Here is a 14276-nt window from a genome sequence, read left to right as displayed (position 1 = left end):
ATGACGGACGCCGCCTTCGCCGAACCGATCGACCCGCTGGGCGAAGAGGACGAGGATCGCGCGTCCGGTCTGTCCGAACGCGTCCTGAACCAGGATGAGATCGACAGCCTGCTGGGCTTCGATCTGGGCGACGACGACGGGTCCGAAAGGTCGGGCATCCGGGCCATCATCAACTCGGCATTGGTGTCCTACGAACGCCTGCCGATGCTGGAGATCGTGTTCGACCGCCTGGTGCGGTTGATGACGACCAGCTTGCGCAATTTCACCTCCGACAACGTCGAGGTGTCGCTGGACAACATCAGCTCGATCCGCTTTGGCGACTATCTGAACTCGATCCCGCTGCCGGCAATCCTTGCCGTGTTCCGGGCCGAGGAGCTGGACAACTACGGCCTGCTAACGGTCGATTCCAACCTGATCTATTCGATCGTGGACGTGCTGCTGGGCGGGCGTCGGGGTACGGCGGCGCTGCGGATCGAGGGGCGGCCCTATACGACGATCGAGCGGGTGCTGGTCCAGCGGATGGTCGAGGTCATCCTGAACGACGCCCGCGCCGCCTTCGAGCCGTTGACGCCGGTGCATTTCAATCTGGATCGTCTGGAGACCAATCCGCGCTTCGCCGCCATCGCGCGTCCGGCCAATGCCGCCATCCTGGTCAAGCTGCGGATCGACATGGAAGACCGCGGCGGTCGGGTCGAGCTGCTGCTGCCCTATTCGACGCTGGAGCCCATCCGCAAGATGTTGCTGCAGCAGTTCATGGGCGAGAAGTTTGGACGCGACAACATCTGGGAAGGCCACCTGGCCACCGAGCTCTGGACCACGGAAACCGAGGTCCGCTGCGTGCTGGACGAGCAACAAGCCCCGCTGTCGCAGGTTCTGAATTTGAAGGTCGGCGACACCATGATGTTCAATGTCACGCCGGACTCGGACATTTCAATCCGGGCCGGAACCATACCGCTGACCACCGGCAAGATGGGCCGCAAGGGCCAGCATATCGCCGTGCGTGTGGAGGCACCGATCAATATCGATGCCGCTGCCCGCCTGACTGGAGGAAAACGCTGATGACCGGTCTGATCCTGGATGGTGTCCTTATGGTGCTGCTCGTCGCGGCGCTCGGATACGGTGTTCGTTTGGAACGCAAGTTGTCGGCCTTGCGGGCGGGGCAGCAGGCGTTCGCCTCTGCGGTGACGGAACTTAATACGGCGGCGGGCCGGGCTGAGACGGCGCTGGCGACCCTGCGGGCGTCGGGTCATGAGACCGATCTGCTGCACGACCGCATCGTCAAGGCCCGCGAGGTCAAGGCGCAGCTGGAAGCGCTCATCGCGCGGGCCCCCGCGGCTCCGACCCGTGCCGTTGCCGAGGAAGCGCCGCTGGAACTGCGTGTGGCCGCGCCACGTCCTGCGCCCGCATCGGTCACCAAGCCGGTCGTCACGACGGCAGACGACGAGCGCGCCCTGCGCATGGCGGCTCTGGCGGAGCGCATTCAGGGTATGGCCGCACCGGCGGTGGCCCGCGCCCAGGCCCCCGGCGGATCGAACGTCTCGGCCATCCTGGGTGCGATGACCGCTAACCAAGCCGCGAAGCAAAGCCTCAACCAGGCGCGTCGTAATCTGGACGAAGACCTGTTCGCCGCCTGATTCACCTTGTGGCCCTATGGCAGACGCGCGGCGTCTGCCGACTTGAGGGCTGGAGTAGCCGACCATGAGCAAGATCCCACGCCTGTTGCCCCTGATCGCCGTCGCCATAGGCGGGGTGGTGGTCGTGCGCGCCGTCGGAATTGCGCCAGGCCTTTTCGAGGGGGCCCAGGCCTGGGCCGAGGAAGCGGTGCCGGTCGCCGCTGCTGCGGCGGTGAAACCGGCCGCCGCCGTCTGTGCCCTGACGCCGGAGCAACTGGCGCAGCAGGCGGGGATTTCGCCCGCTGAACTGCGGATCCTGCAGTCGCTGCAGTCGCGCCGGACCCAGCTGGATGCGCGCGATACCGATCTGGCGTCCATGCTGCCGCTGATGGCGACGGCCGAGCAGAAGCTGGATGCGCGTGTTCAGGCGTTGGAAGCGGTGAAAGCTGAGGTCCAGCAGCTACTGGGTCAGGTCAGCGAACAGGAGAAGGCCGAGACCGATCGGCTGGTCGCCGTCTATTCCGCCATGCGTCCGAAAGAGGCGGCGCGGGTATTCACGACTTTGAGCGATGATGTACGCCTGCCGGTCGCGGCAGCCATGCGGCCCCGGTCCTTGGCGGCAGTGATGGCCCAGATGGAGCCGGCGGCCGCACGTGAACTGACCGAGAAGCTGGCCCGTCGCTTTGCCGCGCGTCAGCAACTGGCCGCCCGGGCCGCGACCGCTGCGGCGGCCGACGCACCGGTACCGGTCCCGACCGCCGTGCCAACGGCCAATGCCGCCACAACGCCTGCACCTGCGCCGACTCCGGCGGCCTCGACAGCCACGCCGGCACCGACCCCACGGCCTGCGGCCCGACGCACGCCTTCGCGTCCGGCGGCGAGGCCGGCGACCAGGGCACCGCAGCCGGCACCCAGCCCGCGTACTCCTGCTGCCGAAACTCCGTCGGGACCGCAGCCATATCAGCCAGCTGCCTCGGCCCCGGCGACGCCGCGCCAGTCCGTGGAATAGGCCCTACGGTCCGATTATCGGGCCCGTCACCGGATCGCCGCCAACGAAAAAGCCGCGTCCCGAGGGGCGCGGCTTCTTTCGTATGGAACAGGCGTGAAGGCCTATTCGATGTCTTCGTTCAGCAGGCCGACCTTGAAGAAGCCCTTGTCCTGCAGTTCGTTCATGACTTCCATGAACTGATTGTACTTCACCTCGGCCTGGGCGCGGACGAAGACGCGCTCGTCCTGGCAGGTGGTGGTGACTTCCTGGGCAGCGCACACATCGGCGGCCAGTCGGTCAATGGAGGTCTCGTTCTCGGCCAGGAACAGCTTTCCGCCCTCCTGGATCGAGATATAGACGGGCTCCTTCGGGTTCGGGTCGTTCGGGTTCGGGATCGCCGGGGGCAGGTCCAGCTTGATCGACACGGTCGCCAGCGGTGCGGCCACCATGAAGATGATCAGCAGCACCAGCATGATGTCGACGAACGGCGTGACGTTGATGTCCGAATTCTGCTCGATCGTCTTCTTGCGACCGCCGCCGGGACCGGAAAGTTTAGCGCCCATACGCTGGTTCTCCCTCAAGCCCGTCGCGGTGTGCGGCAGGCGACAACATTAACTCGGGTCGTTTCTTGGCGTCCCCGTTCGCGCTTGTAAAGCACGTTCGGCACCCATTGCGTTCCCGCGCCGCTTCCAGCGCAGTTATTCACGCCTTGCGGGCGCAAAAATGGCCGTGATCAGCCCTTCGCCAGTTTCAGGAAGCGATCCTTCAGGGCCTCGTCGGACTTGAACACGCCAGTGAAGCGGGTGGTGATGGTCGAGACGTGGCGGTGGTGCACGCCGCGCGTCGTCATGCACTGGTGCTCGGCGTCGATCAGGATAGCCACGCCGGCGGGCTGCAGATTCGTCTCGATGGCCTCGGCGATCAGCTGGGTCAGGGTTTCCTGGGTCTGGAGACGGCGCGAGAAGATTTCGACCACGCGGGCCAGCTTGGAGATGCCGACGACCTTTTCCGTGGGGATGTAGGCGACATAGGCCTTGCCCAGGAATGGAGCCATGTGGTGCTCGCAGTGGCTTTCGACCTCGATGTCGCGCAGCAGGACCATGTCGTCATAGCCCTGGACGTCCTCGAACGTGCGGCTCAGCTCCTTGGCCGGATCGGCGTCATAGCCGTCAAACCATTCGGCATAGGCGTCGACCACGCGCTTGGGCGTATCCTTCAGGCCTTCACGATCGGGATTGTCGCCGGCCCAGGCCAGCAGGGTGCGGACAGCCTTCAGGGCCTCGTCGCGGCTGGGGCGGACCACGACGGTGTCGCGGGCATCGTTGACGGTCACCAGGGCGGCGGAGGAAGGGTTGGTCATCGGTTTTGTGTCCGCGGCGAAGTAGCGCCGGGGCGATGGCCCCGGATGGACGCGCGCCGCGCTCCCTTGAAAAAGTCCGCGCCGCTGTTCGCGGAACGGACGAAACGGCTATATGGGCGACCCCGGCTTGGCCGCAAGCACTTCCAAGGCACCGCAGCATTATGACGCTGACGCTTCACGACACCCTGCACCGCGAAAAGCGCGTGTTCACGCCGCGCGATCCGAACCGGGTGACCCTCTATGTCTGCGGGCCGACCGTCTACGATTACGCGCATATCGGCAATGCGCGGCCGCCGGTAGTGTTCGACGTGCTGGTGCGGCTGCTGCGCCGGACCTATGGAGCGGACAAGGTCGTCTATGCCCGCAACGTCACCGATGTGGATGACAAGATCAATCAGAAGGCCGCGAGAGAAGGCGTGCCGATCGGCGAGGTGACTGCTCGGTATGAGGCCGCCTATCTGGCCGACATGGCCCAGCTGAATGTGTCGCCGCCGGACATCGCGCCGCATGTGACCGACCACATGGACGCCATCGTGGCCCAGATCCAGGCGATCATCGACCACGGCTGCGCCTATGCGGCGGAAGGCCATGTCCTGTTCGACGTGTCATCCTATGAGACCTATGGGCGGCTGTCGGGGCGCAATCTGGACGACATGATCGCCGGAGCCCGGGTCGAGGTCGCGCCCTACAAGAAGAATGCGCACGACTTCGTCCTGTGGAAGCCGTCCAAGCCCGACGAGCCGTCGTGGCCGAGCCCTTGGGGTGCGGGGCGTCCCGGCTGGCACATCGAATGTTCGGCCATGATCGAACAGACCCTGGGCCTGCCGATCGACATCCACGGCGGCGGCATCGACCTGGTCTTTCCGCATCACGAGAACGAGATCGCACAGGGCGTGTGCGCCCACGGCCATGCCCATTCGGCGGACGCGCACCAGGAATACGCACGCTACTGGATGCACAACGGCTTTCTGACCGTCGATGCGGAGAAGATGTCCAAGTCAGTAGGCAATGTGCTGCTGCTGCACGATCTGGTGCAGACGATGCCAGGCGAGGTGGTGCGTTGGGCCCTGCTGAGCGCGCACTATCGCCAGCCGCTGGACTGGAACCAGACTCTGCTGGACCAGTCGCGCAAGAACCTGGACCGACTGTACGGCGTGTTGCGGGATGCGGACGCGGCCCTGGTCGGGTTCGATATGGCCACTCTGGAAGAGGCCGAGATGGAGCTGGCCGAGAATGCGCTGGATCCTGTGCTCGACGCACTGGAGGACGATTTGAACACGCCTGCGGCCGTAGCTCAGCTGTTCGGCCTCGGCAATGCTCTGCGCGAGCTGCTGAACGACGCCGAGGCCGACATTAATGATGTAGCCATGGCACGCTGGAGCCTGAGCGAAGCCGCCAGGCTGCTGGGGGTATTGACCCTATCGTCTGGAGAATGGTTCGAGGGCGGCGATGCGACCCTGAAGGCCGAGGTCGAGTCCCTTCTAGCGCAGCGGGCCGCCGCCCGTGCCGCCAAGGACTGGCCCGAAGCCGACCGCATCCGCGACCGGTTGAATGCGCTGAATGTGGTGGTCATGGACGGGCCCGACGGAGCCAGCTGGCGGGTAAAAGGCTAGCTCTTGTCTCAGGTGATCCGCTTCACCGAGACGGGGTCGCTGGCGGGGAAGGTCTCCTCCACGCCTTCGTCGATGAGCGCCTGCTGACGGTCTTCGGCCTTGCGGGCGTCTGGATCGAGTTGATCGGGCTTACCGTGTTCGCGGTTGGCCTTGCGGGCATGGGGCGTGTCCGGATCGCAGTCCTGCTGAACGGGCGTCTTTGTGGTGGGTTGGGTCATCGGTGCCTCCTCAGCGGACAGGGTGGTCGTCGCCATCGGGGCCGTAGCCCAGGTCGGCGATATCGTCGTCGGACAGGCGTTTGGCTTCCCAATGGGCGGCGCTGGCCTGGGCTCCGCGGGCGTTTTCCATCAGGCCGGAATAGACGAGTTCGACCTCGTCATCGCCTCGCTGGCCGGCGCTTTCACCGTCTATCTCGTTGATGCGCTCGCCATCGACACCCAGCAGGGCGTCGGCCTGGGCCTCTATGCCGGAAGCTCCCTGGACTTCATCCAGATCGTCGGGCTGGTCTTCGTCGAAGTCCTCTTCGTCGGCATCGCCTTCGGCCTGGGTGATATCCAGAACGGGGTCGGCCTCGTCGGGCAGGTAGTCGCCGTCGCCTTCGTCGTCGAGATGGGTTTCGTCGAAGGTTTCGGCCTGGTCCTGATCGTCTTTCGTGTCGGTCATGACGTGTCTCCCTGTGTGGGGACAGAACGCCACGGGTCAGACCGTGTTCCAGTCTCCGGACACGGCGGCGTCGAGGGCGGTGCGGATATCCTGAATGACCTGGGGCCAGCCGTCGACGGCCGCGCGCTTGAAGATGCGGACCTCCGGGTAGAAGACGTAGCGGTCTGTCTGCATCAGGTGCCAGTCGTCGGGCGCGGCGACCATCCAGGTGCGGGCCCCGGCGGCCGCGGCGATATTGGTGCCCGCGATGCCGGGGCCGACGACCAGGTCGCAGGCGATGGACAGGGCGGCGACATCCTCCAGATCGTCCTTCAGGTCGATGGGCGGGGTCCAGATGCGAACGCCCGCGGCCTCGGCGGCCGCCAGATCGGCGGAGACGTCGCCGCACTGCAGGTTGATCATGACGCAGCCGGGGGCCGTCAGGATCGGCTGCCATAGCTGGAAGCCGGTGGCGAAGAAGGCAGCGCGCGCGCCCGTCATGACCAGGCTCTTCCAGTGCAGGCCGACCTTGAGGCCGGGGCCAAGGGCGGCTAGCTCCGCCGTCCAGCGCGCGACACGGTCGGGGTCCGGCACGATGACCTGTTGCGCCGGCGGGAAGGACGCGACCGAGGGGCGATAGGGGGCCATCAAAGAGGCGATGGGCGTCCAGGCGTCCATGCGCACGCCGGCGTCCGACAGCTCCTGGACGAAGGGCATGTAGCGGGTCAGTCGTCCCTCAAGCCTGACCGCGCGGTGCCCGCCGACGATGGCGCGGGGGTGGGCCCGCTGGAACAGGCCGACCATCCGCTGTTCGACCGCCAGATAGACCTGACCCTCGGGTCCGACGGCGTCGATCACGTCCGGCAGGGTATTGGCGAAGACCAGCTCGTCGGCGATGCCCTGCTCGCCGACGACCAGCAGACGCTTGCCGCGGATGTCCTCAGTCTTCGGGTTCCAGCGCGGCGCATCGACGGCGACACGCATGGCGTCGGGCAGGGCGGGATCCAGGCGGACCTCATAGGCGTCGAAGCCTTCGGGGATCCGGGCCAGACCCATCAGCATGATGGCGCGGGCCATGCGCATCATGGCCTGTTCATAGGCGGTCTCGGCCCCGGGTAGGGCGGCCTCGATGTCTTCGAGCGCGCCCAGGGTGTCGCCCAGCGGCGACCGGGCATTGGCGCGGTTGTAGCGGGCCTTGGCCAGGGCCGGGTCAAGGCGCAGCGCCTCCTCGAAAAAGATCAGCGCCTGATCGACCTGGCCTCGATCGTTCATCACCGAGCCGAGGGTGTTCCACAGGACAGCATTGCCCGGCTCGATCTCCAGCAACGGCGTCAGAAGGTCGATGGCGTCGGGGTAGCGGTTCTGGTCGCGCAGGACGCAGGCCAGGTTGTTGGTGGCCTCGGCGTGGCCGGGATGGGCGGCCAGATAGCGAAGGAGCAGTTTTTCGGCGATCGGCAGATAGCCCAGCTGATGCGCCAGCCGACCCAGGTCGTGGGCGATGTCCGTGTCTTCGGGCAGGCGTTGCAGGGCGGCCTGATAGGCGTCGAGGGCCGCGATCACCTCGCCTGACTTTTCATGGCAGATGGCCAGGACATGCCAGGCCAGGCCGCTGTCGGGATCGGCCTTGATGGCGGCCTGGGCCTGGGCGGCACCCAGGGCATAGTTGCCGTTCCGAATGGCGGCGAGGGCGGCGCGCAGTTTTTCGACGACGACCTTCTGCGTTTTGGCGGATGTAGGCTTGGTGCCGACGAGGGCGTGCGACAGGCGACGGATCGCGGCGGGCGAGGCGGCATTTCCGACCGTCGACTGAACCGCCAGTCGCGGGGCGTGGGCATCCTCCTGAGGGGCGGTGTCCAGAGGGGAGGGAGCGGTCATGCGCGGTCTCGTGGCGGGCGTGTCGTCATCCTGCCGTGCAGCTTACAAGAGATGGTTAACCACGACTGTTTAGCCTGTGTTTGCTCGCCTGATTCCATTCTGGGTTATCGGGCCAGACGGAGTTCGCCATCCCATGCCGCTGAAGCTGTCGCTCAAGCCCGGCGAGAAGTTCGTGCTGAACGGGGCCGTGGTCCAGAACGGGGATCGCCGAGGCGTCCTGATCCTGCAGAACAAGGCCAGCGTCCTGCGCGAAAAGGACATCATGCAGGTCGAGGAAGTCAATACGCCGGCCCGCCGCGTCTATTTCCCGGTCATGATGATGTATCTGGACGAGACTTCGGCCCCCAAGGTCTATGACGAGTTCGTCTTGCGTCTGACGGAGTTCATGGGCGCGATCCGCAACCCCGAAATCCAGGCTGAATGCGTCGCCGCCTCGCGTCACGTGATGGCCAAGGAATACTACAAGGCCCTGATGTCGGCCCGCAAACTGGTGGATTACGAGGAAAGTCTGGCTCATGTCGCTACAGGCGTACAAGACCGCATCGACGCGCGCTGAAAACCCGCGGGAAATGGAATACCGGCTGTTCGGCCAGGTAACGCGCGCGCTGATGCATGCCGCGACCGTCGACAAGTCGGACATCGCCACGCGCATCGATGCCTTGGACTGGAACCGGCGGCTGTGGTCGGCGCTGGCCACTGACTGTTCCGACCCGGGCAATCAGATGGACAAGGCTCTGCGGGCCCAGATCATCTCGATCAGCCTGTTCGTGAACCGGCATTCGTCGGTGGTGATGCGGGGCGAGGACGATTTCGAGGCCCTGGTCGATATTAACAAGATGATCATGCAGGGCTTGGCCGGACCGGGGCCAGGCACGGTTCAGGCGGCCTGAGGCCTGTACTAAAACAGGGTCGTGGCCCATTCCCAGGTGGCGAGGACGACCCGGCTGATCAGCTCCCAGGCCAGCCAGACGAAGACGCCAAAGCCCGCCGTGCCGATCCAGCCGGCGATGATGATGGCTCCGTCGCGCTGCATCAGGCCGAAACCGAAGGCGGCGACGATCAAGGATGGGAAGAGGTTGCCGCCCGTGATCGGCAGCATCAAGATCAGGCACAGGACGACGCAGGCCAAGCCGATCAGCATTTCCGATGCATCGCTGCTCATGATCGACAGGCGCGGGCGCGACAGGCGTTCGACCTTGCGCAGCGGCTTCATGATCTTGCCGATGGCGTTGCGATAGGTGGCGCGATCGATGCTGCGCTTCAGGATCCAGCTGGGCATCCAAAGCTGATCGCGGCGAAATACCAGCTGTATGGCGATCAGCAGGATGGGGGCACCCAGCACGGTCGTGGTGCCGGGCACCGCGCCGATCACGACGCTGACCAGGCCAAAGAACAGCAGCATGGCCCCGAAGCCGCGCTCGCCAAAGCCATTGATCAGTTCGCTGAGATACAGCTTCGGTTCATCGCGCGCGCCGATATCCTCGATCACCTGGGAGAAGGTGCGGGTGTCGGTTTCGGGATCGAGGGGAACTACTGCCAAGGCGCGTCCGGGAAACGAAGGTATCACGATCTAGGCATCACTTTGCCGTCACGCCACTTAACAAACGTCCATGACGATTCGAGCTTCGGCGTATCAGCTGTCGACGTGGTCCGGCTTGCCCTTGCGCTTGGTATGGGCGAGCTCTTCGAGTTGCTTTTCGGACATGGACGCGGCCATGGACTTGGACGCCCCCTTCAGTTCGGATTTGGGCGTATCCCCGCGTTTGGCGCTGAGGGCGGCACCAGCGGCTTTCTGCTGAGCGGCGGATTTGGCGGGCATGTCGGGGGTTCCTTTTGACAAGGGAAGGCGCGACGCCCCGACCGGTTCCCCTATCCTCCCAGCAGTTCCCTACCGATCAGGAAGCGGCGGATTTCGTTGGTGCCGGCGCCGATGTCGTAGAGTTTGGCGTCGCGGACCAGGCGTTCGACCGGCCATTCCTTGGTGTAGCCGGCACCGCCCAAGGCCTGGACGGCCTCCAGGCTGACCTTCACCGCGTTTTCGGAGGCCAGAAGGATGGCCCCGGCGGCGTCGTAGCGGGTGGTCTTGCCCGCGTCGCAGGCGCGGGCGACGGCATAGACGTAGGCGCGGGCGCTGTTCAGGGCGACGTACATGTCGGCGACCTTGGCCTGCATCAGCTGGAAGCTGCCGATGGCCTTGCCGAACTGCTTGCGGTCACGGACGTAGGGCAGGACGACGTCCAGCGCGGCCTGCATGATGCCCAGCGGACCGGCGGCCAGGACGGCGCGCTCGTAGTCGAGCCCGCTCATCAGAACGGCCGCGCCGCGCCCTTCGCCGCCCATGATGTTCTCGGCCGGGACTTCGCAATCCTCGAACACCAGTTCGGCGGTGTCGGAGCCGCGCATGCCCATCTTGTCGAGCTTCTTCGAGACGCTGAAGCCCTTCATGCCCCTTTCGATCAGGAAGGCGGTGACGCCGCCGTTGCCTTCGCCCGTGCGGGCATAGACCACCAGTGTATCGGCGTGTGGGGCGTTGGTGATCCAGAATTTGGTGCCGTTCAGGATGTAGCGGTCGCCTTCCTTGCGGGCCTGGGTGCGCATGGACATGACGTCGGAGCCGGAGCCGGCCTCGGACATGGCCAGCGAGCCGACGTGTTCGCCGGAGATCAGCTTGGGCAGATATCTGCGCTTCTGCTCCTCGGTGCCCCAGCGGCGGATCTGGTTGACGCAAAGGTTGGAGTGGGCCCCGTAGGCCAGGCCGATGGAGGCCGAGGCGCGCGAGACTTCTTCCATGGCCACGACGTGGTCGAGGTAGCCGAGGCCCAGGCCGCCGTATTCTTCCTCCACCGTGATGCCGTGCAGGCCCAGCTCGCCCATTTCCGGCCAGAGCTCGCGCTTGAAGGCGTTGGTCTCGTCGATCTCGGCGGCCAGCGGGGCCAGACGGTCGGCGGCCCAGCGGGCGGTGGTGTCGCGGATGGCGTCAGCCGTCTCGCCGAGGCCGAATTCCATGGATTGGGGGGCGAAGGGAATGCTCATGACGCGGGGTTAGCATTCCCGGTCGTCGCCGCAAAGATCAGTCCGCCTTGCTCCAGCGGGCGTAGAGGTTCCAGGCGGCGGCGGCGACGCAGACGGCGCCGATCAGGCCCAGCACCCCGGCGATGACGAGCGTCTCATTCGAGGGCGAGGGGCGGCTGGCGGCCAGGCGGAAGGCGGCGGCGGCCGCCCCGCAGGCGGTGAAACCGATGGCCCCCATGATCAGGAAGGCCCCGGTATAGACCCAGTCGAAGCCCTTGGCCTTCGCAGGCGTGGCCTCGTGTCGCATGACCGGCGCGGCCGGGGTCTCGTCGCCGGCGACGGGAGGGGTCTGAACGGTCGCGTCCTCGCCGACGGCGGCAGGGGACGAGGCGGCGTCCCACTGTGGCGCAGGGTCAGCGGCAACGTCGTCAGTGGAGGGGGCGGGATCCGATGTCGCAGGGGTCGAGATGACGGGCGCGCTTTCGCCCAGCAGGCTGGCCACGGCCGCGGCACGGGCCTGTGCGGCCGGGTTTGCCGTCGGCTCGGCCCTCGGCTTTGTCGTCGGCTGGGCGGCGGGCAGGGGCGCGGGCTCTTGCGACAGATCGCCTGCGACCGGCAGGGGCGCGATCATCAGGTCGGCGACCGTGACGGAAGCCTCGGGCGAGGCATTGAACAGGGCGCGTTCGGCCGAGCGGCGGCGCGGAGCGGCGTCGGGAGACTCTGGTTCCGGCCAGCCGATCAGTGCGTCAGCGGCTTCTTTCGCTTGACCGGCATTGAAGCGGCGCAGGACGTCGGAGGCGAGGAAGGCCTTGAGCCCGACCGAGATGGCGAAGCTGGCCAGGGCGTCGAACTGATGCTGGTTGATGGGCCCGTCGATGCGCTCGTTTAGCGCGGCGGTGATGGGCAGCAGGTCATACTGCAGCAGCAGTTCGGCATCCGCCTCATCGACCGTTGCTCCTTCGCGGGCCGAAGCGGTGTGGCCATAGCCGATGACCCAGCGACCCTCTTCCGCCTGGACCGCGCGCGGGCGGAAGCCCTCGAAGCTCTTGATGAGCATCAGGCCCGGACGGGAGATTTTCAGACGTGGCTTGGCGGCGTCGGACACGGATTGACCCAGAACGATACAGGCTTACTCGCCCTGTCGGGGAAGCAGCAAGCCCTGCGCCGTTACAGCAGCACCATTGTGGCCAGGCCGAGGAAGATCAAAAACCCGAAGAAGTCGGTGGTCGCGGTCACGAAGACGGCAGAGGAAACGGCGGGGTCGAACTTCAGCTTGGACAGGGTCAGGGGCGTCAGCACGCCCACGCTGGCCGCGACCAGCAGGTTCAGCACCATGGCTCCGGCGATCACCAGACCGATCCGCCAGTCCTCGTCGCGGAACCAGAAGGCGGTGGCCAGACCGATCAGAGGTGCCAGAAGCAGGCCGTTGGACAGACCCACCACCAGCTCGCGCCAGAAGGTTCGGGGCGCATTGGAGCTGTTCAGTTCGCGCGTGGCCAGGGCGCGGACCGTCACGGTCAGGGCCTGGGTGCCTGCATTGCCGCCTATGGCCGAAACGATGGGCATCAGCACGGCCAATGCCACGATCTGCTGGATCGTGCCCTCGAACCAGCCGATGACGCTGGCCCCCAGGGTGGCGGTGGCCAGGTTGATCGTCAGCCAGGGCACCCGGCTGCGCACGATCTCGGGGATGGTCGAACCGCGGTCCTCGTCCTGAACACCGGCCAGGCGCAGGATATCCTCGCGGTTCTCTTCCTGAATGATGTTGACGATGTCATCGACGGTGATCTGACCGACCAGACGCCCCGCCACATCGACCACCGGGGCCGAGATCAGGTGGTATTTCTCGAAGATATAGGCGACCTCTTCCTGGTCCTGATCGACGGCAATGGCGTTGACCGGCTCCATGATGTCGGTCAGGGCGACGGATCGTGGCGCCCGCAGCAGGCCGCTGACCGGCACGCCGCCGATGGGCTTGTTGGCCGGATCGACGATGTAGATGTCGAAGAACAGCTCGGGCAGGTCCTCGCCCTGTTTGCGGATATGGTCGATGGTGTCGCCGACGTTCCAGAACTGGGGCGCGGCCATCACCTCGCGCTGCATCAGGCGTCCTGCCGTATCCTCGGCATAGCCCAGCGAGCTTTCGATCGCGGCGCGATCCTCGTCCGGCATGGCGGCCAGGACCTTTTCGCGCTGGTCGTCTTCCAGATCCTCGACCACGGCGGCGGCGTCGTCGGAATCCAGCTCCTGAAGGGCCTCGGCCAGGATCAGGTGGGGGACGCGCTCCAGCACCTCCTCGCGGATGCCGTCGTCCAGCTCAGGCAGGGTTTCGGCCAGCAGTTCCGGCGGCAGCCAGATCACGACCACGCCGCGATGCTGTTCCGTCAGGAAGCCCATCAGGTCGGCGACGTCGGCGGGGTGAAGGTCTTCCAGCAGGGCCGTCAGGCGCGCGCCGTCGCCGTCGTCAGCGGCATCGACGACCTTTTCCACGAAGGCGGGGGTGAGGACATAGTCCTCGTCCAGGGCGACGTGATCTTCGGCTTCGGGCTCTAGCGACAGGGGGGCGTTTGCGGTGGTAATCACGCTTCTGGCCTCCCTCGAAAAATGAATCAGCTATGCGCCGATGCGTCGCCCCATGAACCGTCAGCGGTTCGCCTGAATGGTGGAAGCCTGCCCGGACGGTGGACCGAAGTCCAGCCGCCTCACAGGTTTCGAAATCCGATGGTGCGGTCGAGAAGACTCGAACTTCCACTCCGGTTAAGGAACAGCGACCTCAACGCTGCGCGTCTACCAATTCCGCCACGGCCGCTCACATCGGAGCGGGGCTGATAGCGGAGGATGTAGGGAAAGGGAAGGGGCTAAGCCGCTCCCGCCATGAAGTCGTAAACGTCCGCCGGGCGCGTCACCGTGATCGCGATGCGGTCGTCGCGGATTTCGATCTCGCCGCGGGCGACGGGGTGGTTGTTGGCCAGGATCCAGACTTCGTCGCTTTCGGAGGCGTCGAGCGGGATCACCGCGCCACGGCCCATCTTGAGCAGTTGCGACATCGGCAGGACCGAACGGCCCAACACGACGGAAATCTCGACATTGACGGCGTCAATCTGGCTCAAGGCGCATCCGGTTCAGACGAAGGTGTGCAAGCGACAGCCCTTGCGCGATGCCTTCGGGGGACA

General features: G+C 65.8%; 17 protein-coding genes and 1 tRNA gene. 6 read left to right on the top strand and 12 right to left on the bottom strand.

Annotation, left to right across the window (positions count from 1 at the left end):
* The 3 genes from fliM to ACE3TH_RS02260 all read left to right on the top strand — a co-directional run bounded on the left by fliM (nucleotide 1) and on the right by ACE3TH_RS02260 (nucleotide 2622).
* A complete protein-coding gene (gene fliM, locus ACE3TH_RS02270; RefSeq protein ID WP_292169918.1) occupies nucleotides 1-1059 on the top strand; it encodes a flagellar motor switch protein FliM in 1059 nt (352 codons plus the stop codon).
* Nucleotides 1059-1634, top strand: a complete 576-nt coding sequence (locus ACE3TH_RS02265) for a DUF6468 domain-containing protein (RefSeq protein ID WP_374596918.1) — start codon at nucleotides 1059-1061, stop codon at nucleotides 1632-1634. The genes fliM and ACE3TH_RS02265 overlap by 1 nt, the downstream gene beginning before the upstream one ends.
* A gap of 64 nt (nucleotides 1635-1698) precedes the next feature.
* Entirely contained in the window at nucleotides 1699-2622 is a 924-nt protein-coding gene (locus ACE3TH_RS02260) for a magnesium transporter MgtE N-terminal domain-containing protein (RefSeq protein ID WP_374596916.1), read from the top strand.
* A 101-nt stretch (nucleotides 2623-2723) separates the two neighbouring features.
* Here the strand turns inward: ACE3TH_RS02260 and ACE3TH_RS02255 are convergent, their stop codons facing one another.
* Nucleotides 2724-3164, bottom strand: a complete 441-nt coding sequence (locus ACE3TH_RS02255; protein WP_374596914.1) for an ExbD/TolR family protein — start codon at nucleotides 3162-3164, stop codon at nucleotides 2724-2726.
* Between the two features lie 170 nt (nucleotides 3165-3334).
* Nucleotides 3335-3961 (bottom strand): GTP cyclohydrolase I FolE, encoded by a 627-nt coding sequence (gene folE / locus ACE3TH_RS02250; protein WP_374596912.1) that lies wholly within the window; start codon nucleotides 3959-3961, stop codon nucleotides 3335-3337.
* A 161-nt stretch (nucleotides 3962-4122) separates the two neighbouring features.
* Here folE and cysS point away from each other — a divergent pair, with 161 nt between their 5' ends.
* A complete protein-coding gene (gene cysS, locus ACE3TH_RS02245) occupies nucleotides 4123-5574 on the top strand; it encodes a cysteine--tRNA ligase (RefSeq protein ID WP_374596910.1) in 1452 nt (483 codons plus the stop codon).
* Between the two features lie 8 nt (nucleotides 5575-5582).
* Here cysS and ACE3TH_RS02240 read toward each other — a convergent pair whose 3' ends face one another.
* The 3 genes from ACE3TH_RS02240 to ACE3TH_RS02230 are packed head-to-tail and all read right to left on the bottom strand — an operon-like array spanning nucleotide 5583 to nucleotide 8091.
* Nucleotides 5583-5792, bottom strand: a complete 210-nt coding sequence (locus ACE3TH_RS02240; protein ID WP_374596908.1) for a hypothetical protein — start codon at nucleotides 5790-5792, stop codon at nucleotides 5583-5585.
* Nucleotides 5793-5802: 10 nt separating this feature from the next.
* The gene (locus tag ACE3TH_RS02235; RefSeq protein WP_374596906.1) at nucleotides 5803-6237 is read right to left on the bottom strand and encodes a hypothetical protein; all 435 of its coding nucleotides are present in this window, start codon (nucleotides 6235-6237) and stop codon (nucleotides 5803-5805) included.
* A 36-nt stretch (nucleotides 6238-6273) separates the two neighbouring features.
* Entirely contained in the window at nucleotides 6274-8091 is a 1818-nt protein-coding gene (locus ACE3TH_RS02230) for a tetratricopeptide repeat protein (RefSeq protein WP_374596904.1), read from the bottom strand.
* Between the two features lie 133 nt (nucleotides 8092-8224).
* On the opposite strand from ACE3TH_RS02230, the gene flbT reads away from it, so the two are divergent.
* Together flbT and flaF are read left to right on the top strand one after the other, a co-directional pair.
* Complete coding sequence (gene flbT, locus ACE3TH_RS02225; RefSeq protein ID WP_374596902.1) at nucleotides 8225-8647, top strand: flagellar biosynthesis repressor FlbT; 423 nt, start codon at nucleotides 8225-8227, stop codon at nucleotides 8645-8647.
* On the top strand, nucleotides 8607-8981 hold the full coding sequence (gene flaF / locus ACE3TH_RS02220) for a flagellar biosynthesis regulator FlaF (protein WP_374596900.1): 375 nt from the start codon (nucleotides 8607-8609) through the stop codon (nucleotides 8979-8981). The genes flbT and flaF overlap by 41 nt, the downstream gene beginning before the upstream one ends.
* 8 nt (nucleotides 8982-8989) lie before the next feature.
* Here the strand turns inward: flaF and ACE3TH_RS02215 are convergent, their stop codons facing one another.
* The 7 genes from ACE3TH_RS02215 to ACE3TH_RS02185 all read right to left on the bottom strand — a co-directional run bounded on the left by ACE3TH_RS02215 (nucleotide 8990) and on the right by ACE3TH_RS02185 (nucleotide 14213).
* Nucleotides 8990-9631, bottom strand: a complete 642-nt coding sequence (locus ACE3TH_RS02215; RefSeq protein WP_374596898.1) for an exopolysaccharide biosynthesis protein — start codon at nucleotides 9629-9631, stop codon at nucleotides 8990-8992.
* A 93-nt stretch (nucleotides 9632-9724) separates the two neighbouring features.
* On the bottom strand, nucleotides 9725-9910 hold the full coding sequence (locus ACE3TH_RS02210) for a DUF3008 family protein (RefSeq protein ID WP_374596896.1): 186 nt from the start codon (nucleotides 9908-9910) through the stop codon (nucleotides 9725-9727).
* A 50-nt stretch (nucleotides 9911-9960) separates the two neighbouring features.
* Complete coding sequence (locus ACE3TH_RS02205) at nucleotides 9961-11124, bottom strand: isovaleryl-CoA dehydrogenase (protein ID WP_374596894.1); 1164 nt, start codon at nucleotides 11122-11124, stop codon at nucleotides 9961-9963.
* A 37-nt stretch (nucleotides 11125-11161) separates the two neighbouring features.
* Nucleotides 11162-12208 carry a glycoside hydrolase family protein gene (locus ACE3TH_RS02200; RefSeq protein WP_374596892.1) on the bottom strand — a complete coding sequence of 349 codons (1047 nt, stop codon included), beginning with the start codon at nucleotides 12206-12208 and terminating at the stop codon, nucleotides 11162-11164.
* A 62-nt stretch (nucleotides 12209-12270) separates the two neighbouring features.
* Nucleotides 12271-13686, bottom strand: a complete 1416-nt coding sequence (mgtE, locus tag ACE3TH_RS02195; protein ID WP_374596890.1) for a magnesium transporter — start codon at nucleotides 13684-13686, stop codon at nucleotides 12271-12273.
* Between the two features lie 139 nt (nucleotides 13687-13825).
* Nucleotides 13826-13912 (bottom strand) — tRNA-Leu (locus tag ACE3TH_RS02190).
* Between the two features lie 49 nt (nucleotides 13913-13961).
* Entirely contained in the window at nucleotides 13962-14213 is a 252-nt protein-coding gene (locus tag ACE3TH_RS02185; RefSeq protein WP_292171721.1) for a FliM/FliN family flagellar motor switch protein, read from the bottom strand.
* Between the last annotated feature and the right edge of the window lie 63 nt (nucleotides 14214-14276).

It is taken from the genome of Brevundimonas sp. (assembly GCF_041919755.1).
GTDB lineage: Bacteria > Pseudomonadota > Alphaproteobacteria > Caulobacterales > Caulobacteraceae > Brevundimonas.
Note: the sequence above shows the minus strand (reverse complement) of the source record. Positions and strands in the feature narration are given on the sequence as shown.